We start from the raw sequence: 20,280 nt of genomic DNA on the forward strand, positions 1-20,280 counted from the left end.
AGTGAACTTCTGGACACCAGGTCCCAAAGAGGAAAGACTGTAAGCATGAGTTTCAAAAAACCGATTCTTAAACCTTGTTTGATTTTTGGAATCTGTCTCTTTTTTTCCTTCGTGTCCTTGTCCGCGGAAGGTTCCATTTTTTCGAGTCTCAAGAAATCCCTCGAAGAAAAAACAAGAACCTTTCAGATGGATAACGGTCTGCGAGTTCTTATGATGAAACGGGAAGATTCTCCCACGATCGCGGTCTATTCCAAATTTTTAGTCGGCTCCGCGGACGAAACCCCCGAGATCGCAGGAACGGCTCATCTTTTGGAGCACATGCTTTTTAAGGGAACCAAAAACATAGGAACCACGAACTTCGAAAAAGAAAAACCTTACTTGGAACAAATCGCAGTTTGGGGAAAACGTCTGGACGAACTTCGCATCCGGGAAGCGGAGATGAAACTAAAAGGTGAAGAACCTTCGGCGGAATTTAAGAGTCAAATCGAAACCCTTCGCAAACGTTTCGGGGTTCTTTTGGAATTACATCGTAAGTTCGTTGTTTCCAACGAAGACAATTTTATCTATTCCCGAAACGGGGGAGTCGGCTTCAACGCTTACACTTCGAACGACGTTACGAATTATCAGATTCTTCTTCCCGCAAATCGTTTGGAGATCTGGGCAAAACTCGAATCCGATCGACTCAAAAATCCTATATTAAGAGAATATTATACGGAAAGAGAAGTTGTCTTGGAAGAAAGGAGGATGCGCGTCGAAAACAGAGGTATGGGAATTCTTCGCGAGAAATATATGGACGCCGCTTTTCCGGAAAATCATCCGTATCGAATGCCGGTCATCGGTTATGAAAAAAATCTCGGATTCTTAGATCTCGAAAAGACCCAAAACTTTTTTAAGAATTATTACGATCCTCAGAGAATGGTGATCGCCGTCGTAGGATCTTTGGACTTTGAAAAGACCGAAGCAATTCTTCGTAATTACTTCGGAGATTTGAAAAAAGGAAAACCGGTTCCTCTGAAAAAAATTCCCGAAGTCGGTTTTGCGGGACCGAAGTTTGTTTCCGTAACACACCCGAGCAATCCATCTAAAATTATCGGATTTAATAAACCGACATTCCCTCATCCCGACGACGCGGTCTTCGGTATCATCGACACTCTTCTCGCCGATGGAGAATCGGGTCGTCTTTTTAAAAGATTGGTTTTGGAGGAACAGATCGCGCAGGGGGTTTCCTGCTGGAACGGAGATCCCGGCGATCGGCTTTCCAATCTTTTTTCGATCTACATCACGAACAATCAAAACGCGGATCAGAGAAAAGTGGAGAATGTGGTCCAAGAGGAATTGGATCGTTTAAAAACGGAACCCGTCACAAAAGAGGAACTCTTTCGGATCAAAAATCAAATCCTCGGAAGTTATCTGAGAGGTTTGGACGACAACGGAAAACTCGCCGACGTTCTTTCTCTCTTTCAACTTCTCTACGGAGATTGGAAGGAACTCTTAAGAGGTTACGAAGAATTGGACGCGGTCACTCCCGAGGACGTACAAAGAGTCGCGCGTAAGTATTTCGTTCTCGAAAACAGAACGATCGCCGATCTCAACCCTCCCGTCAAAGAAACAAAAATTTCGGAAAAATAGGACTCGAACGAAAATAAATTCATGAAACCTTATATTCAAAAATTCTACTTTATTCTGATCGTTTCGATCGTATTGATTTCACCGGTTTCTTCGGCTCCCGGTGACTTTGTGAAGAACGTAAAAATTCCACCGTTGAGTTTCGAGTTTCCGGAAGTGCAGACTTTTTCCTCCGGCAAGGGAACTGAAGTTTTATTTTTGCCCGGGGAAGAATTTCCGCTTAGGAATTTGGAGATTCATATTTATTCCGGAATTCTTTCCAATCCGGAGTTACGTCCCGAAATTCCGGAACTTTTTGTGGAAGCCTGGAAACACAGCGGAACCGCTTCCGCACCCGGAAGTAAATTTTTGGAAACCCTCGAAGGTTACGGCGCCAAACTCGATACCGACGCGAATTCCGATAAGATCGTTTTGACGGTTTCTTATCTTTCCAGATTTGAACAAAATATTCTTCCTCTTTTGAAAGAATTTATTTCCAATCCTTTGTTAAACGAAGAAGGATTTTCGGTCGCAAAACTCAAATTAGAGGAAGCGATCAAACGAAGAAACGACAAACTTCCGGACATCGCGTATCGTAAGGCAGCGGAACTCGTGTATAAAGGAACCGTTCTGGGCAAAAGTGCGGAATTGGATTCCCTTTCCAAAATTCAATCCTCCGATCTGAAAGATTATTTCGAAAATATAGTCTCCGCTTCGGAAAGGGTGGTTTTGTTAACGGGAGATTTGGAAAAAAAAGACGCCGAACCGCTCGCGGCTTTTTTGCTTCCCGATCGGGCTTTTGTTCGAGAGGACAAAAAACTTCTCGTAAGCACGCAAGGACTAAAAAAGAATCTGGATTCTCTTCCGTTTCAGATCTTGAGCGTCGATAAGGACGCGACTCAGAGTATCGTTCTTATGGCGGGAATTCTTCCGGCGCATAAGGATCCTGATTTTTATGCGATTCAACTTGCGAACTACATCATCGGAGGCGGCGGTTTTAGCTCATACTTTATGCAAAAAATCCGTTCGGACCGGGGTCTTGCGTATTCTTCCAGCAGCGCCGCTTATTTTGAAAAAGATTACGGAGTCGTCTACTTTACGACTCAGACAAAAACTTCCACGACCAAGGAAGTTTACGATCTAATGCGAGAAATATTAAGCGAAGAGACGATTTCCAAGATCACCGAACAGGAACTTGAAACGGCGAAACAATCGATTGTTAACAGATTTATTTTTCAGTTTGCGGATAAGATGGGGATTCTTCATAACACGCTTCGATTTAGAGAACACAATCTGTCTTCGGATTATCTTAAAAATTATCGCGATAAGATCCAAGCGGTCACTCTTTCCGATCTGAAAAGAGTCGGAAAAAAATATTTTGTCAGTTCCGGAGTAAAGACGATTCTCACCGGGCCGAAGGATATTACAAAGGGAATCAAGGAAGCGGTCCGGACGATTTCTCCGGAGGAAAGGATTCCCTAAGTGTATTGTAAGTTCCAGCACAAACAATATCAGTTCGAAGGAATTTCGGAAGGTGGAATACGCACTTCCATCTATCTTCCTTCTTTGAGTCTGATGTTTGATATCGGCGCGCAGAATCCGAATCGAATCCATCTGGATACGTTGCTTTTGACTCATTCTCATCTGGATCATTCGGCGGGACTTCCGTATTATATTTCTCAGAGATCTCTTCGGAAACTCAAACCGCCTAAGATTTTTGTTCCGCCCGCATTGGAAGAACCTATGAGAAAAATTTTGGATCTTTATTCTCAGATCGAAGACTTTCCGTACAATTACGATCTGCGGGCGGTGGCTCCGGGTGAAAAAGTGGATTTGGATTCCACTCATTTTTTCTCCCCTCACAAAACGTTTCATCGTGTTCCTTCCCAAGGTTATACGATCTACGAAAAAAGAAAAAAGCTCAAAAAAGAATTTCAATCCCTTCCACAACACGAGCTGAACAAAATTCTCAAAGAGAATAGGGAAGTTTCGGAACTGAGTTCCTTCCCCGTGATCAGTTTTTCCGGCGACACTAAGATAGAATACGTTTTGGAAAGTGAGGACGTCGCTAATTCGAGTATTCTATTTATTGAATGTACTTATATAGACCAAGAACGCAACGTGGCGCGTGCGAGAGAATGGGGACATATCCATCTCGACGAGATTCTCGAAAACCTTTCCTCTTTTAAAAACGAAAAAATCGTTCTTATTCATTTTTCAAAACGTTATCCGATTCCTTACATTCGTCAAGTCCTGGCGGATAAGATTCCGGACGATCAAAAACATAGATTTCATCTTTTTATTCCATGAGCAAAGGGAGTCCTCCGGGTAAATACGGGACCTCCGTGTTTCTGGAAGGTCTGGAAGAACGAATCGATTCCGAGCTGATTCCTCGTCCGGTCGCGATTCTTTATCAGATGGAAGAGGACGCGTTTGCGGAAGGAGTTCCGGTGTTGACTCCCGCTTCGGGTTCCGTTCTCAAATTTCTCGTAGAATCGGAACAACCCGAGGAAGTTTTGGAACTCGGAACGGGTTACGGGATTTCCCTTTTTTGGATGGCGAGCGGTTTAAAAAAAATCACGAAGGTCGTTTCTTTAGAAAGAGAAATTTATTATATAGCCAAGGTTCGTTCTTATCTTGAAAAACATCCCTTCGGCGATCTGGAGATTCATCTTCTCAAAACGCATTGTCTTCAATACCTCAAAGAAGCGAACGAAGAAGGTACGAAAGAGTGGAAAGGTAAGTTCGTATTCATAGATTGTGATAAGGTTCTTTATCCTGAAATTTTTAGAATTTTAAAGAAGCTAAAACCCGACGTCGCTGTGTTCGATAACGTGCTTTGGCACGGTAGAATTTTCGACCCGGATAGACAGGCTCCTTCCGATAAGGCCGTCAGGGAATTTTGGGAAGAAGTGAAGAATTCCGAACTTTCCTATACTCTCTTCCCGGTCGGAGACGGTTTGCTACAAGTTCGTTTTCGAGAGAGATAGGTTTCGAACAGCAAAACAAACTCTAAAAATACTAGTTGCGTTTTAAAACGCTGTGTTATACTTCCCCGTAGGAGATCCGCATGTCATTAAAAAGTTTCCAGATTTCATTCGTCCTATTCTTATTCGTTTCCCTTTCAGTCAGCGCCCAATCCGGCTCCGCTAAAGACGACGGAAAAGGGAGCGAGCTCGCGAGTGCGGCTAACGACCCGAAATATCAAGGCGACTATTTGGAAGAATTTCATTACGCGAGAACTTTGGATTCCGTAAAAGAAAGAGTGAAAAATGATATCCACGCCCTTTCCACGGTGACAAAAAATTTCGGATCGAGCGTCCAAGGTTCCAATGAAGAATTGAACTCCATCTGGAAACTATACAACGACGCTTTGCATTATTATTACAGAAGACAATACGTGGTCGCGGGAAGAAAAATGCGCGAGACGAGCGAGAGCGTCGACAAACTCTACAACAAGTTTTCGGATCAATACAACAAAAGGACGGACCAACTCCTCGGAGAATGCGCGGATACGATCGTAAGCGTGGAACAAACTCAAAACGGAATGACTCCATCCACTTCCGCAAGAAGCCGCGAAATTTCGGCCAATCATCACAAACTCCAGATCGCCTATTATCAGATGATCCAAGCCGATAGAATGCGGAAGGATTCCAGATATAAGGATTCTCTCATCCATTTCCGTTTAGCAAAAGAATACGGAATTTCGATTTTAAGTAAGTTGAAGGCTGAGGAAGAAAGTAAGAATATCCGCGAAAAATATAAAGTGGACCTGAGCGACAACAGAAATATGGTGTTCTCCGAAAGCTCAGACAATAAGGATCCGCAGAAAAAATAGTGAGGCGACTGAAAAACTTTTCCTTCTTTTTAAATTTTTTCTTTTTATCGATTCTTCTTCCGGGTGCGGTCGTCGAGGCCGGCCCCGGAAAAAAGGAAGAACTCGATTCTATCCAATCCCCAGTTAAAACTTTTAAAGTAGTGATCGATCCTGGACACGGGGGTGTCGATCTCAAGCCGAAAGAGGATCACGGTGACAAATACGATCCCATCTCGGATAAATATCTCGAACTCTACAAGTCCGGAGCTTCCTCCAGAGGAAGAAAAGAACGAGCAGTCGTATTAGAACTTGCTAAAGAACTCAAAGAGATTCTCGACCTTACGAGGACGGAAGACGGTTTTGAAACTTTCAAAACGTATATGAAGTCTTTTACTAACGAGGATCTTCCCTGGATTAAAATCGATTCCGTGATGACAAGGAACGGGAACGCCGAGGAAAGGGAATATTCCGCGAACGAGGATCCGAACGCTCCGTATCGTCTTTTCGATTATCCGGATAAAAAAACGAAAAAGATCAAACAGGGAAGAATTTCGTTTATCAATCGGGAAAAACCGAACTTGGTTGTTTCTCTTCATCTCAATCCGAGTTACAAGGAACATCCCGGCGGAATGGCTGCAGTGCTTTCTCCTTCTTATCGAACCTTCTATGTTCTCAAGGGAATTTCGGAAGGAAGATATGCGGAAGAAAAGTTTACCGATTCTCCCTGGAGTCACTGGATGATTTTTAAGGAAGGCTGGTCTCGTCTGGAGAATGCGGTCGCGGATGCCTGGATTTATTTTCACGGTTATTGGCCGAATAAAAAGGGAAATAAAACGGATCTCTCCGCGTTCGAAGGTTATCGCCAAAATATGGTTAGTTGGAGATACAAGGATCTCCCCGGCTGGGAAGAATTAGCCAAGGTGGGCGGGAAAGGACCGTATTCTAAAACTCATAAAAGTTTTTCAGCCGAGGGAAAATTTTGGGAAAGAGAAAAGGCCGAACCAGAACTCTGGAGAAGAGAAGACGGTAGAGAAGGATTTGGCGGAGACAACCACTACGCTTCGGCGGAACTTATGCGTTTTGTTCAATACGGACTTCGTAAGAGAAGTGAAGAAGGAGACGATTCTCCCGAACCCGGCCCGATCAACAAACCTTATCTTTCCACTTACGCGTTACCCACCTTTGTAAACGCCATCTCGGCTTATTTAGAAATCGGTTATATAGATAAGGAAAAAGATATGATCCTTATGACCAAACGCAGAAAGGATGTCGCGATTTCTCTCGCCGCCGGGATTTATTCCTTAGTTCACGGAATCAAGATCAAACATCAGGAATACCCTTACGTTCCGGTCGGTAAAAAGATCAACTGGGCGCGTTATGAGAAATGGAAGGAAGGAAATTATTTTCAAATCGTAGATAGTGAAGATTGATTTTCTCTTCCCTTTCTGAATCTTATATCTTTTTGAAATCCGATCTTTGTAAATTTCCACTTTTTTCCACGAAAAAATCATTTCAAAAAAGAAAAACGACCCTGGAAGATGATCCCGATTCTTCTTTCTCTTCCCTGAAAGTCCGATTTCATGTCCTCCCGATCACCTTTCGTTCCCTTTGAGATTTTCCGAATCCGATCTTGGAAAAAAATACTTTTCCGTCGGTATAACAAAGAGAAGGTGAGGAATCGATTTAGGTAAGGTTCAGTCTTTTAGAGAAAGAAGTTTTAGAAATCGTTTTTCTCTCAATAAATCTTTACCGATTTTCTCAGATAAACCTTCATAAATGTTTTTGGAGTGGTAGGAAGATGATTCTAACCAATATTAAAAAGATAACAATCGTTTCTCTAATCGTACTCGGCATATTCGTATTATCTTGCGAAGATGAGGATTCTAAAAAAGCGCTGACTTCGGAAAGTGTAGTTCCTCTCCTCACTTCGGGTCAGGGCGGAACCGTTCCTTCTGCGGTAACTCCGAATCCGGGAGAATCAACGGGAAGCGAACCCGTTCTACTTTCCGTTACTCCAAGTCCGGGAAGTGTGAAAGTTTTTAGTTTAACGGATTTGGGATATCTCCCCTTGGGGCAAACTTGTACAGACTATGATCTTCCTTCGGGTGATCTTCAAGAAGGTGAGGAGGTTAAGGTCAGACAGATCCAACCGACTACTTCGGGTCATATCGTAGTAGAAGCGTTATTCGACCGTCCAGTTACTTCTAAGTCCTATCGTCTGGATATGAGGATCGGATCCTCAGCCGGCTCCGGAACTTTTACGGAACCGACCAGACCGAACTCAAATACGATCCGCTTTAGCCTGCCGTTTCAACACGAGTTTCCGGGAATTTCAAGATTGTCTACGGACTTCGTAGATTCGAACGCGGATAACGAGCTCAGTTTCCATCTTGCCGAAAGGCCTGCCAATAGTCCTTTCGGCATGGGAAATCTCGTTCATAAATGGAAGAGTACGGAAAAGTTCGAGGCTCCTTACGATTCCTTTAACGCGAAAGTTTCCTTTGTCTGCGAATCCGCGGAAGCGTCCGATTGTTACGCGAAAGTAAAATATCGTTTGCCTTCGTTTGAGAACATGGCGCTTCTTACGGACATCAAAGATTTCAGTCTGACCGTGCTGTTGACTCATCCTTCGAATGGACAGACGATCGGGCGAGGACATTTGGACATGGCGGATTGTTACTTCCTTGCGAAACAAAATTCATCCCATGTATGGTATTATGAAGCTAAGGTTAAATTGAACCAAACCCAAGCCTTGTTTACACCTCAAGATTTGGTTTCCGGTAATTACAAAGTGGAAATTCGGAACGACATTCAGTTCGGGCTTCTTATCAACGGAGCTCCCTACATTGGGAATGTTCGTTATAAAAATTCCGATATTCTCCGCGAATAATTTTCTTTTCCACCGTTTCTTCTCTCGCGAAAATGGAACCCGGTTCTCCCTTGAGATGCCGGGTTCCGTTTTCATCGGATCTCAATTCTCTACAGATAAACGTTTCAACGGTCATGCAGTTTGTGAACGACCTGTTCTCCCTGGGTCGCTTCCGTGTTCGCTGAAAAGGGGAGTCCAGCTTTCCGAACTTTCCAAATTCTTTTAGCAAAGTCTGCAAAAATCATTTTTATCAATAACGGGCTTTTGGCTTGGATTTGAGAATCGAAGCAGGTCGGGAATTTTCTCCTTCAAAACTTCCTCCGAGCGAAACCGAATAGAACAATGCTTGGTGGTGACTTGGATTCTGGAACGACGAGTTCCTGTGTTTGAATCACGTCTTGCAACGAGAATCGATCCGCAAACTTACAATAATTCATGATTTTTTTACATAGATCGATTGAGTGGAAACGTCTTGTCGGTCTTTGGACACCAATCCTAAAGAAGATATACTTGATCTTCGATTGTATTAGTAAGGCAAGCAAGTAGAAAACAAAAACTTCTCCCTAAATCCTGAAAGGGTGAATACTTTTCAGAATTCCTTTGTAAATTCGAAAGATTCTAACTTTGACCAAACGTCTTTTGAATTGTGAAGTTCCGTTAGCTTTTTGTGTCCTATTTTGAAACCATGTATTTTGATCCGGATCCATTCTATATTCCCCCCGCAACTCTTTGTAAAACTTCGCTAGCGAAAGGTGTGAATCAATTCTCTTTAAAGCGAGAGTTTGCTTCGGTTTTCAGGTCGTAATTTTGTTCTTTTAATTTCCCAAAAGTTTAAGGATTGTTTTTTTCTTTTATTTTTACGCTAAAAAACGTTCTGATCTTCCGGTTTGAAACATTTACCTCGTCAGAAAATTTAAAAATTGGGGCGGTTTTTAACTCACTAAAAAATGAATACGAGTGTAATGAAAACTCCATTCTGAAATTGATCTTTCATTCCAGGAGCTCAAAACTCTGCTGAAAATCTCATTTTCACAAAGAGAAGAATTTTGGAAAAATGAAAAAAATTGAAAAAAGCTTGAAATCGGCTCGGATGTCCGCTTGTGATAAGAGCGCGGGAAAATCCCAAACGAACGGAAGTATGTCCTTCATTCTAAATTTAAGAACAATCCGAAAAGGTGCAAAACGGTAAAATTGATGAAACTGGAAATCCTTTTAGAAAAACTTTCCAATCCTGCAAAACGAGCGCTCCAATCGCTGAAGCTAAAAAAGATCGAAGACTTCTCAAAGTTTACAAAAAAAGAAATTTCCATCCTTCACGGAGTTGGGCCGAATACGATTGCGCTTATCGAAAAGGAAATGAAACCTTTGAAGGTGAATTTCAAAAAAACTGAAATTCGCTCCCGTTCGTTATCGGGTGTGAAGTACAAAACGATCGACGAATACATCGGTTCCTTCCCGAAAGAAACCCGAGAAATATTAAGCGAAATGAGAAACATCGTTCGCAAGGCGGCTCCTCAGGCAAAGGAAAAGATCGGTTATAATATGCCGGCCTTTGAATATAACGGTATTTTGGTGTATTTTGCGGCTTACAAAAAACATCTAGGATTTTATCCTACTTCGATCGCGACGAAAATATTTGCAGATGATTTGGCTCCTTATAAATATTCGAAAGGTGCGATTCAGTTTCCTTTGGATCGGAAATTGCCGAAAACTCTCATTTCAAAAATCGTAAAGTTGAGAGTCGAAGAAAACAAAAAGAAATTGAAATGAAAGAATTCTTGTCGATAAGGATCCTTTGACCCAAATGGATAGAATCTAAAAGAATTAGAATTTATCGAAAAGGATCGATATTGATGATTATTCAAAATCCGGAACTGAAAAAAAATATAGGAAGAGTCCTCATTGTGATTTTTTCGGTCATCTTAGTTTTTCATTTTTTTGTTTTGATTCGGATCATTCCTTATACGATTGTCTGGGGCGGTCGTCTTCAAAACACGCAGCAGATGTACGGATTCGAAATCGTCTCCATCTTGTTGAATTCATTCTTTCTTTTTGTGATCCTTATGGAACGGGGATATATTCGTAGGTATCTTTCGGTTGCGCTTCTTAAGGTCATTCTTTGGATCATGATTTTTCTTTTCTCGTTGAACACGTTTGGAAACTTGAATTCCCTCAATCAACTCGAAAGTATTCTTTTTACTCCGATTACGTTCCTGCTTGCACTGTTTTGTTTTCTACTCGTTTGATATGGCGGGAAAAATTTACTTTCTATGGATCCAAACAAAAAACAGCCTATGACAAAGAAAAAAAATATTTCTCTTTCTCGAAGGATGGAAGACGGACAAGCATTAGAAAAATATATTTTTCCAAATGCGTTCGAAGAATTTCGTCGGAAAGTTTTGGATCCTCTCGAACTGGAGGCCGCTCGTTTTTTTATCGAAAAAGAAAGTTTAGAATACGCCGCTTGTTTTTTTGAACTCAAAAATCAGAAGATCGTATTCCGCAGCGCCAAGATTACCCCGACCAAGGCAGGGCAATTCGTCACTCTTTGGAAACGCAAAAAAGGCGGTCCGATCGAACCGTACCATATTCAAGACGACGTCGATTATTATATCGTTCTTGCAAATCTTCCAAACCGTTCCGGACAATTTATCTTTCCAAAGGAAGCTTTATACGAGCATGGAATTCTCTCGGGCAAAAAGGAGGGCAAGAGGGGTTTTAGAATTTATCCGCCTTGGGACTTGTCGCTTAACAAACAGGCGCAAAAAACTCAAATCTGGCAGTCGAATTATTTTATGGAGAACGTCGCGGACCTCGAAATCGATCGAAAGAATTTTCTCAACCTCTTAGGTCTTGGAGAATAAAATGAATTTTCATCGAAGTTTCCTATTCTTTTGGATCGTTATAAATTTCTTTTTTCTTTCCTGCGATCGTGCGGTTTACGATCCTCAAAAGATCGTCCTTAGGACCGAAATTCTTTCGGAGACAAAAATCCTTACTCAGAAAAATCTTTCCTTCGCCGGAAAACGAGGTGGACTCGTTTCTCTTTCCGGGTTTTTTCACAAATTGGAAATACTGGAGGAGGCGACAAAAGACGGTGAAAGCGGTTATCTGATTTTGAAACCTTTTTCATTTTTGAGAGAATCGAATCCCTCTTTGGGTTGGCCTTCCTGGTATGCGTTCGATGCGGTGTTGGTCAACGTAGGTTGGATTCCTCAGAATGGAATGAATCATAGATACAAACATCTCAATTATGAAGAACCTTTGTTCAGGAATCCGGTTTCGATTTTTGGAAGGATACGGAATACCTCGAGTCCGAACATCTACAAAAAAACGGGCGTCGTAATTCTGAAACCGAAAAGAGAAATCGAACTCTGGAACGAAATCGATGATAAAAAGATCGCATCGAATTTACCTCCTTATGCTTTAAACGTTCTTCCGATTTGTTTGGATTTAATCGAAGGTGATTGAAGTTTTTGGAAGATTGGAATCGGATTCTATCGATACTTCTTCCGTTTTCAAGAATCGTCTTGGAACCGGATACCAATTCCATCAACCGATCTGAAAATGAAAAGTGATGTCTAAACAAAAACTATTGGAATTTATAGCCGACTTGACCTGCCCGATGGATCCCTTTGTTTTTGCGGGTTTCGGGTCGAATTACCAAGAAGAGTATTTATCCGAAGAGAACAACGTTTTTGAACTTGAGGATCGTTACATCGAACAATTTTTGTGTTCTTTCAATCTCAACGAAACCATTTCCCACTTGTTTTCCATTTTAATCACGAAACCCGTCGACTTTTATGAAAACTTGGCCACGAGACGATCCGATTTCTGGGACCATTCGGTGAATCTAATGATTGCAAAGGCGGCTAAGAAGAATCCGGAAGCCGTCTCCTCGCTTTTATTGTCGTCCATTCGGGAAAATCCTCACCTTCAAAAAAGATTCATCGAGTTGCTCGGTTTTTTAGACATAGAGATTTCCCATCCGATTCTTCTCGAAATGAAATCCGATTGGAAAAACTTGGACGTTGAAGAAATGGAAATCCTGGATTGCATCCATTTCGAATTTCAAAATCTTTCAGCTCCTTAAGACATTTCGTTTATCAATCCCTTAAGGTTGATCTTAGAATATCGATCGTATGTCCTTTTTGTTTTCGATTTTTAAATCGGGAATAGAATGATAATCCTCGTGATCTGCTTATAATTTGCGTTCGTGCTTTCTCCGATTTTTGGCGAAGGTTGCAGATTTATTATATAATATTTTCTTAAATCAAAGATGTAAGGTGGAGTTTTTATTTTTAAAAAATAAATCCGCAAATTCTTCGAACACTCTTGTTGCTTGGTGCAGGAAAAGTCTTGAAGAGAACTTCATCGAGTCTTTGAAAAAATTTGAAAGGATTATCAATGAAACTGAAAACTATCTTATTGGCGCTTAGTATTCTTTTTTTTCCGGTTTTGGTTTATGGAAAAGGACCGGTTAAATACTTAGCGTCTTTGAAAGACTCGACCCAACAAAACGTGAACGCCAGAGGAAGTGTGGATGCGATTTTGGACGAAGAAACCGGCAAGCTGAAAGTATCGGGATCTTACGAATATTTCGGAACGAATGCAACCGGTATTCTTGTTCAAACGGAAGGAGTAGAAGATCCGATTTGTTCCTTCAAACCTCCATACAATGCGACCAACAGTCCGTGGAAGGATTGGGGTTCGTGCGATTTGAACTTGGATCAGAAGAAGGCGTTGAACGCAGGTAAGCTTTATATTCTTATCAAGACGATCGGTCGCGAGGATGGACAAGTTCGCGGGGCGATTCTTCCGGAAACAAAGAAATAATTACCATTTAAGAATTTCCATTTACTGATCGATTGAGTTCGAGTTTGTCTTAGGCAACTCCCGAAGCCTAAGACAAATCCCTTTTTTCCTTGATTTGCCAAGTTCGAGTCTCTGAAATCGAAACGAATACCAGTTACAAAGCGCCTGACGAATTTTTATAATATACTTTTGCGATGGGCTCGTGATCTTAGGGATCGGATTTTATTTTAATTTAACGGCTCAATACATAGGATTTCCCTCCCTAGCGGAAGTGCGATCGAATTGGAGAGGGCAGAGAAATTTTTGTTTTATCAGTACAGCCTGATTTGTTTTTGTGCAAGGTCCAATTCTTCTAGTTTTTTCTTACAAAATAAACGAATCCTGATGGAGAAAATTTTCTAAAAATAGGAATTCTATTTTTGGTCCGAGTTTTTTCCGCGGTTGTTTATGGAATTGAACTGAAATACAAATCCTCCCTGCGTGGAGCATATCCTTGCCCAGAAGTTGTCTTGATCTCAAGAAGGATCTGTCGGAACTACGACAACTCTTCCGTGAAAGATGGGCGGCCCCGCCCTGATTTTGGGTGGTGGGGAGCGGTGGCGGGAAAATCTCGGGTGACTTTCCTCTATCACAAAATCAAACTTTTCGCAAGAAAAAATTTTCATGTAGGAACTCCTACAAAACCCTGTTCTCGGGACGATTCTTGTTTTTATTTCTTCTTAACTTGCGGATAAGGTTCTGGCGCGGAGGAGAAGGCGGCTAACGTAAAAGTGAGTCTGATTTTCCGAAAAATCGGATTTGAAATCTGTGAAGAATTTTTCTCGGACGCATTTCTAAAACGGTTTTGCATCGTCGGAAACTCCATTCTCACTTCCGGATCTATTTTTTTATTTTTAAAAAGGGATTTGTTCGAAGCCTAAGACAAATCCCTTTTTTCGAAATCTACTGTTCTATACAGAGGACTCTCGCTGTCGTATTGCAGTTGATCGTTCCGATATGGATCGACTGAACATCTCTTTCATTCGGTAGGCCCGTTTCTCCCTGGTTCCCTGCATCGGCTGAAAACCAATCTCCGCAGGAATTGGTCGCACTCCAGTCCGGATTCAAGGCAGTCCAGATTCGGGTTCCAACGGTTGTCGTAAAGGAATTCTGCAAAGAATTTGCCGGGTTGAAGTCAAAGAGACGTCGGCCGTTGGTTCGAAAAACGACAGTGGTTCCGTCGATTCTTCTGTAATCCGTATCCGCTTTTAGGATCCAGTTCACTTGTCCGTTTCCTTGGCCGTTGAAGTTCGCGTCCGCGTTTAAAGACGCGATCCTTGTGTTTTCTCCGCCTCCGTTTTGCGAAATCATCAAAGCCTTGAAACTTCCGGTAGTTCCCAGTCCGGTCGGAGTTTGAGTTCCGCAAAACGCATCCGCGCCGCTGATTCCTCCGAAATTTCCGTTATGAGCGTCGGCGGTGACGAAAATGTATCGGAATGCACGGTTGTTGGACGAAGAGGCCGACGCCGATTCGGAATTTTGCCGGAACAACAGTAAGTTCAGAATATCGGAATCGTTTGAACTACTTTCACCCGAACAAAATACATTCAAAAAAATGAATGTAGTAGTTGTTAATTTTTTGAGTATCGTTTTCATACTCTCAAGACCGAGACGGGGAAATTCTTTTGCATTTCTAAAAAAAATCAAACGCTCAATTTATAACCGAGGTCTTGAGTTATGAATCATAATTTCTCGTTCGATGAGAATGTCCTGAGACCGCCCCGAAATGAAAATTGTATGTTTTGAATTTTACTTTTTCTTTTTTTGTGACATCGAATCCGCTTCAAAAATATTTTTGTCCCATCCGCGGAAGTCGTAATACTTTGTTTTGGGTTCACCCGTCCAGCCGTGGATTCCTTTTTTTGGAAGAACGATCGCGTGGATATAGATAACGGGTAAAAGTGATAAGGCTAAAAGGAGAAAAGAGAACGTCCTTCCGAAGTAAATGGAAGTAAGGATGATGATCAGGAGAGTGAGAATATACTTTCCCAGTTTTCTCCAACTGGGGCCTCTTTCTTCGAAATGCCCTAAGAAAATATGTCCTAACAAAAAGAAAATGGTCACGACCGACACTTCTAACCATAACGAATCCGTATTCCACATTCTTTTGATTCTCCTTAACGTTTGTATCCAGTCAACCGCATAGATGGCTTAAACCCGACTGGAAAAAGCCCAAATTGAGACCGTAAACTTACTTTTTCTTGCGAATTTTTGATCGATTCCTCGAAACGTTACGCGAAAGCGCGCCCAAAATCGAACTTCCGCAAAAAACAATCCGATTTCTACTTGAGGGCGATCGAAATTCAGAACCGTTCTTTTTTTAAAAAAAAATCTCATCCGGAACGGGAATTTCGGAAAAATCAGATCGAAAAATCCGGTTGGAAATCTCATTCGAGTGCGATTTCTAAAACCACGGGGCAGTGATCGGATAGGCCGTTCTCGCTTTCCGGGATTCCGTCAAAGTCTCCGTCGTCCTCCATAAAGGGAATTTGTTCGAAGGCCGCGTTGGAAATTGAAAGGTCCGTCAGGATAAAATCGATTAAGGATTTGTGTCCCCAGCAAAGTTGTTTCGCATAACGTCCCGGATTTTTCAAATCCAAACCTTCCGAAAGAAATTTCCAAGCCTTTTTGTCCTTCCCGAGAGAAACGTTCATATCCCCGAGCAAAAAATACTTCTTTTTGCGTTTTAGAATTTCGTTTAACGTTTGGAGTTGTCTATATCGAAGATCGCGGGCTTTTTCGGAATGACCGGCTTTGAGGTGGACGTTTAGAAAAGAGTAGGTAGTTTTCCCGATGGAAACTTTCAGCTCGATTCCGCTTCTTGCTCCGGGCTCTAAGGAAAGTTCGGGATAAAGAAGAATCTCGTGAGAGACGAATTTCTTCTTCCAACAGATTCCCACTTCTTGTTGATAACCGGGAGTTTTTGTCACGGAGCAAAGATAAGAATTCGGAAGAATTTTGAGAACCGCGGCCTCATTCTCCACTTCCTGAAGCGCTAAAATATCCGGATCGATCTTGGAAAGATGGGTTTTGATTTTTTCAAAGTCGGATTCTTTTCTTGGAATTCTTCCTTTAGGAAATTTTTTCCGGTCTTCGATCTCGTCATAGAGAAACATCGCGTTGAAACTCGCGAGTTTTAGTTTTAAATTCTGTGCCTTGAGCGACTCCGCAGCGAGGAGAACAGCAAAAAAGAGAAGGATCTTCCCGGAAATTCGAACGATCCCAAAAGTTGGAGAATGAAGCATGGAAAGAAGAACTCCTTAGACAGTCCAAGTTCTTGAACTTTCCATTTTTTAAATCCAAGTTTTCACAAAAAAAGTAGATTTTTCTCCGTTCCGTCGCCTGGCTACGCTCGGATTTTTTTTTAACTTTCAGAACTTTTTTTAAAACAGATGAAACTTTTGTAATTGATTTTAATTCTCAAATAGCCTTCAAAATAAACGCAAAGAAAAGGCCCTGGATCTTCGTTTACTTGCAATTTTTCACAGAGACAAAAATCCTGTTACCAATACCAATATTGGATTCATAGGGACTTCATACGAATGAATAACAGAGCACTGAAACTTTCGGTACCGCTCATTGCCATCGCGGCCGTAGCGTATCTGATTTTCTCTCCCTCCAAGTATGTTGGGTATGCGCCCGATCAGCCTATACCCTTCAATCATAAGATACATGCCGGAGATAATAAGATAGACTGTAAGTACTGTCACACCGGGGTAGAAACCTCAGCACACGCCACAGTCCCCTCCACATCAACTTGCATGAACTGCCACTCTCTTGTAGCAACTTCCAAACCCCTAATCAAGACGCTTACAAAATCGTATAACGAAAACAAGCCGCTTGAATGGGTGAAGGTGCACGATATGCCGGATCACGTTCAATTCAATCACTCTCGTCACATTTCGAGAGGAGTGGATTGTTCTCAGTGTCATGGAAACGTAGCGGAGATGGTCAAAGTGAAACAAGTCGCATCCCTGAATATGGGATACTGCGTGGATTGTCACAGAGAGAACAACGCACCAACCGACTGTTCAACCTGCCACAGATAACCGGGAGTAATACTAAGCATGGATCAAAAAAATTTCCAAAAAGAAAAGAAGGCTCACTGGCTCTCTTATGATCTCAGAGACAAAGACGAAGAAGTTAAGGAAATGCAAAAAGCGGAATTCTTTACTTCTCCGGATCCTTTGATCGCAAGAATTAAGTCGGGAGAATTCGATCGCAAATCCTTTCTCAAATTGATGGGCGCCGGGGTCGCGATGACCTCTCTCAATTGTGTTCGTAAACCGATTGAGAAGATCGTTCCTTATGTGGATCTCAATAAGGCCGACGAAAACGCACAATATGATTTCGTAAAACACGGACATTCTTACTACTACGCTTCCGTTTATGCAGGAACCGGGATTCTAATCAAAGCAAGAGACGGACGTCCTCTGAAACTCGAGGGAAATCCCGATCATCCGGTTTCTCAAGGAGCGCTCGGCGCCGCAGGTCAGGCTTCTATCTTCGATCTATACGATCCGGACAGAGCGCAAGGACCGGCTACCATCGAAGGTGGTATTGAGGTTAAAGCCGATTGGGCGACCGTTGACGCAAAAGTAAAAGCGGCTCTCGCGGCGAACAAAGGAAAGTCGGTCGTTGTTACAAGACCGCTCGATTCTCCTTCCACCAAGTCGATCATCGGAGACTTTCTTCGCACAGTTGGCGGTGGAAAACACTACGAGATTTCTCTTACTTCTGCGGAAGAAGTTGTGGCAAAAGGGCAGGCCGCTTCCTACGGAAAGGCTCTGATTCCGAACTATCACTTCGATCTCGCGAACGTTATTCTTTCTATCGATTGCGACTTTATGGGCAATTGGCTTTCTCCCGAAGAACACCAAAAAGATTTTTCTAAAAGAAGAAATCTTCGTAACGGTGCGAAGGACGTAAACTTCTTCGTAGCGGCGGAATCCATTCCTACTATGTCGGGATCCAATGCGGATCTTCGTCTTCCGATTCGTCCCGGGGATCAAACCGCTCTCGCTCTTGCGATCGCGGCGGCTCTCGGCGAACTCGGAGCCAACACAAAAGAAGCGTTAGGCGGTGCTACCGTTGCGAGCCTCGCTTCTTCCTTAGGAGTGAGCGAAGAAAATATCCGTAAGACTGCAAAGGCTCTTTGGTCCAACAAAGGCAAGTCTCTCGTGGTTGCGGGAAGTCTCGCGGCGACGACCAAAGACGCAGTGGATCTTCAAGTTCTTGTAAACCTTCTCAACAGCGTTTTGGAAAACGACGGTAAAACCGTGGATCATTCCAATCCGAAAAAAGAAGGTTCTGCGGATTATTCGAACAATCTGAATTCTTTAGCTTCCGAGCTGAAAGGAACCAAAGTAGGCGTTCTTTTTGTAAACGACGTCAACCTGGTTTATCAAGCGGGAGAAGAATGGAAAAACCTTCTTCACCAAGCCGCGTTAGTCGTTTCTTTGAGCGATCGTGCCGACGAGACTGCGCTTGCGTCTAACGTTCTCGCGACCACCACTCATTTCCTCGAGTCTTGGGGGGATTCCGAAGTCACAAAAGGAATTTTCTCGATCCAACAACCTGCGGTTCGTCCTCTCTTCAATTCTCGTTCTTTTGAAGACAGTTTGATCGCTTTTGCGGGCGGATCTCTCGGCGGAGAAACGAGCTTTTACGAATACGTAAAAAATTCTTGGACTAAAAAACTCGGTTCTAAACAGAAATGGGAAGACCTCTTAAGAATCGGAACCACCGTAAAGGCGTCCGATCGTAAGAAGTCCGCCGGTTCTTCTCGGAACTTCAACCGTTCCGCTCTTAAAAAAATCGCTTCTCCTTCTGCGGGGCTCAAACTCGCGTTGTATGAAACCTCTGCGATCGGAGACGGTAGAGCCGCGAACAATTCTCAGCTCCAAGAACTTCCGGATCCGGTAACCAAAGTTACCTGGGACAACTACATTCTTCTTTCTCCCGCTCTTGCAAAAGAAAAGGGAATTTCTTCCAACGACGTTCTGGTTTTAAAAACCGGAAACAAAACGATCGAACTTCCCGCGCAGATCCAACCTGGAATGCACAAAGAAGCGATCGGTGTTGCGGTCGGTTACGGAAGAACTGCTGCGGGCGCCGTTGGAACCGGAGTTGGTAAGAATGCGTATGTTCTTTCCGAAAACGGTGTCTATTCCGGTCTCGCAGTCACTTCTCTGGAGAAAACAGGAAAGACTTACAAGTTGGCTTGCACGCAACACCACCACATGTTGTCTCCCGGTTTTAACTACCCGGATCGTCCGCTCGTTCAATCCACTTCCATTGAAGAATATCGTAAAAACCCAGCTTCCGGCAAGGCAGCTTCCGAGATTCCTAAGATTCTTAAAGACGGAAAACTCGTGGATGCGGTCGGAGCGAACCCGAATTATTCTTACCCCGGTTACAAATGGGGAATGAGTATCGACCTTTCTTCCTGCACAGGTTGCGGTTCTTGTGTGATCGCTTGTCAGGTGGAGAACAACATTCCGGTCGTTGGCCGTGATGAAGTTCGCGTGGGTCGCGAGATGCACTGGCTCCGTATCGACCGTTATTACATCGGCGAGCCGGATCAACCGGAAACTCTCCAAGTGGCTCACCAGCCTATGCTCTGCCAGCACTGCGACAACGCTCCTTGTGAAACCGTTTGTCCGGTTCTTGCAACCGTTCACAGTTCCGAAGGGATCAACGACATGGTTTACAACCGTTGTGTGGGAACTCGTTACTGCTCGAACAACTGTCCTTACAAAGTGAGACGTTTTAACTGGATGCAACACTGGTATAACGGTGCGGAAGGCGCGAAGGCTCCTCGTTATCTGGGACTCAATCCTGAAGTTACGGTTCGCGGTCGCGGGGTAATGGAAAAATGTAATTTCTGTTCTCACAAAATCGCGGAAGCGAAGATCGCTGCGAAAAACGAAGGTCGCGTTCTGAAAGACGGAGAAGTCAAAACCGCTTGCCAACAAAGTTGCGCCGCGGATGCGATCAGCTTCGGTAATACGAACGACAAAACTTCCGAAGTTGCGAAACTTTCTTCCGATCCAAGATCGTATCGTGTTCTCGAATATCTGAACGTCGGTCCTCAGGTTGCGTACCTGACCCGAGTCAGAAGCTCAATTTAATG

17 protein-coding genes and 1 pseudogene are annotated in these 20,280 nt (G+C 43.0%); 15 read left to right on the forward strand and 3 right to left on the reverse strand.

All coding sequences use genetic code 11. The features are described 5' to 3' along the window. Nucleotides 1–45: 45 nt before the first annotated feature. The 13 genes and pseudogenes from JWG45_RS11275 (at nucleotide 46) to JWG45_RS11335 (ending at nucleotide 13,127) form a co-directional block, all read left to right on the forward strand. Nucleotides 46–1,629 carry a M16 family metallopeptidase gene (locus tag JWG45_RS11275; protein WP_205279803.1) on the forward strand — a complete coding sequence of 528 codons (1,584 nt, stop codon included), beginning with the start codon at nucleotides 46–48 and terminating at the stop codon, nucleotides 1,627–1,629. Between the two features lie 87 nt (nucleotides 1,630–1,716). Continuing rightward, a pseudogene (locus tag JWG45_RS11280) lies at nucleotides 1,717–3,087 on the forward strand (M16 family metallopeptidase); the annotation flags it as partial. After that, on the forward strand, nucleotides 3,088–3,915 hold the full coding sequence (locus JWG45_RS11285; protein WP_205279801.1) for an MBL fold metallo-hydrolase: 828 nt from the start codon (nucleotides 3,088–3,090) through the stop codon (nucleotides 3,913–3,915). Continuing rightward, a complete protein-coding gene (locus JWG45_RS11290) occupies nucleotides 3,912–4,595 on the forward strand; it encodes an O-methyltransferase (RefSeq protein ID WP_205279800.1) in 684 nt (227 codons plus the stop codon). The genes JWG45_RS11285 and JWG45_RS11290 overlap by 4 nt, the downstream gene beginning before the upstream one ends. An 80-nt stretch (nucleotides 4,596–4,675) precedes the next feature. Beyond that, nucleotides 4,676–5,443, forward strand: coding sequence for a hypothetical protein (locus JWG45_RS11295; protein WP_205279799.1), 768 nt, complete (start codon nucleotides 4,676–4,678; stop codon nucleotides 5,441–5,443). Continuing rightward, nucleotides 5,443–6,852 carry an N-acetylmuramoyl-L-alanine amidase gene (locus tag JWG45_RS11300; protein ID WP_408611626.1) on the forward strand — a complete coding sequence of 470 codons (1,410 nt, stop codon included), beginning with the start codon at nucleotides 5,443–5,445 and terminating at the stop codon, nucleotides 6,850–6,852. The genes JWG45_RS11295 and JWG45_RS11300 overlap by 1 nt, the downstream gene beginning before the upstream one ends. A 368-nt stretch (nucleotides 6,853–7,220) precedes the next feature. Further along, entirely contained in the window at nucleotides 7,221–8,312 is a 1,092-nt protein-coding gene (locus JWG45_RS11305; protein WP_205279798.1) for a hypothetical protein, read from the forward strand. Nucleotides 8,313–9,647: 1,335 nt separating this feature from the next. Then, nucleotides 9,648–10,061 carry an iron chaperone gene (locus tag JWG45_RS11310; protein ID WP_205279829.1) on the forward strand — a complete coding sequence of 138 codons (414 nt, stop codon included), beginning with the start codon at nucleotides 9,648–9,650 and terminating at the stop codon, nucleotides 10,059–10,061. Nucleotides 10,062–10,144: 83 nt separating this feature from the next. Then, a complete protein-coding gene (locus JWG45_RS11315) occupies nucleotides 10,145–10,537 on the forward strand; it encodes a hypothetical protein (RefSeq protein ID WP_205279797.1) in 393 nt (130 codons plus the stop codon). 84 nt (nucleotides 10,538–10,621) lie between these two features. Continuing rightward, nucleotides 10,622–11,155 (forward strand): MepB family protein, encoded by a 534-nt coding sequence (locus JWG45_RS11320; protein WP_205279828.1) that lies wholly within the window; start codon nucleotides 10,622–10,624, stop codon nucleotides 11,153–11,155. A gap of 1 nt (nucleotide 11,156) precedes the next feature. Continuing rightward, nucleotides 11,157–11,762 (forward strand): SURF1 family cytochrome oxidase biogenesis protein, encoded by a 606-nt coding sequence (locus JWG45_RS11325; protein ID WP_205279796.1) that lies wholly within the window; start codon nucleotides 11,157–11,159, stop codon nucleotides 11,760–11,762. Between the two features lie 106 nt (nucleotides 11,763–11,868). After that, nucleotides 11,869–12,384, forward strand: a complete 516-nt coding sequence (locus JWG45_RS11330; protein WP_205279795.1) for a hypothetical protein — start codon at nucleotides 11,869–11,871, stop codon at nucleotides 12,382–12,384. Nucleotides 12,385–12,698: 314 nt separating this feature from the next. Beyond that, nucleotides 12,699–13,127: a CHRD domain-containing protein gene (locus JWG45_RS11335; RefSeq protein WP_205279794.1), complete on the forward strand. Its 429-nt coding sequence runs from the start codon at nucleotides 12,699–12,701 to the stop codon at nucleotides 13,125–13,127. A 921-nt stretch (nucleotides 13,128–14,048) separates the two neighbouring features. On the opposite strand, the gene JWG45_RS11340 is transcribed toward JWG45_RS11335, so the two are convergent. The 3 genes from JWG45_RS11340 to JWG45_RS11350 form a co-directional block, all read right to left on the reverse strand. After that, entirely contained in the window at nucleotides 14,049–14,741 is a 693-nt protein-coding gene (locus tag JWG45_RS11340) for a DUF1554 domain-containing protein (protein ID WP_205279793.1), read from the reverse strand. 153 nt (nucleotides 14,742–14,894) lie between these two features. Further along, nucleotides 14,895–15,248 carry a hypothetical protein gene (locus JWG45_RS11345; RefSeq protein WP_205279792.1) on the reverse strand — a complete coding sequence of 118 codons (354 nt, stop codon included), beginning with the start codon at nucleotides 15,246–15,248 and terminating at the stop codon, nucleotides 14,895–14,897. A gap of 284 nt (nucleotides 15,249–15,532) precedes the next feature. Beyond that, nucleotides 15,533–16,390, reverse strand: a complete 858-nt coding sequence (locus JWG45_RS11350) for an endonuclease/exonuclease/phosphatase family protein (RefSeq protein ID WP_232380642.1) — start codon at nucleotides 16,388–16,390, stop codon at nucleotides 15,533–15,535. 297 nt (nucleotides 16,391–16,687) lie between these two features. Here JWG45_RS11350 and JWG45_RS11355 point away from each other — a divergent pair, with 297 nt between their 5' ends. Together JWG45_RS11355 and JWG45_RS11360 are read left to right on the forward strand one after the other, a co-directional pair. Further along, nucleotides 16,688–17,194 (forward strand): cytochrome c3 family protein, encoded by a 507-nt coding sequence (locus JWG45_RS11355; RefSeq protein ID WP_083244061.1) that lies wholly within the window; start codon nucleotides 16,688–16,690, stop codon nucleotides 17,192–17,194. An 18-nt stretch (nucleotides 17,195–17,212) separates the two neighbouring features. Continuing rightward, complete coding sequence (locus tag JWG45_RS11360; protein WP_205279791.1) at nucleotides 17,213–20,278, forward strand: TAT-variant-translocated molybdopterin oxidoreductase; 3,066 nt, start codon at nucleotides 17,213–17,215, stop codon at nucleotides 20,276–20,278. The last annotated feature ends 2 nt before the right edge of the window (nucleotides 20,279–20,280 follow it).

This window comes from Leptospira ainlahdjerensis (assembly GCF_016919175.1).
Classification (GTDB): Bacteria; Spirochaetota; Leptospiria; order Leptospirales; family Leptospiraceae; genus Leptospira; species Leptospira ainlahdjerensis.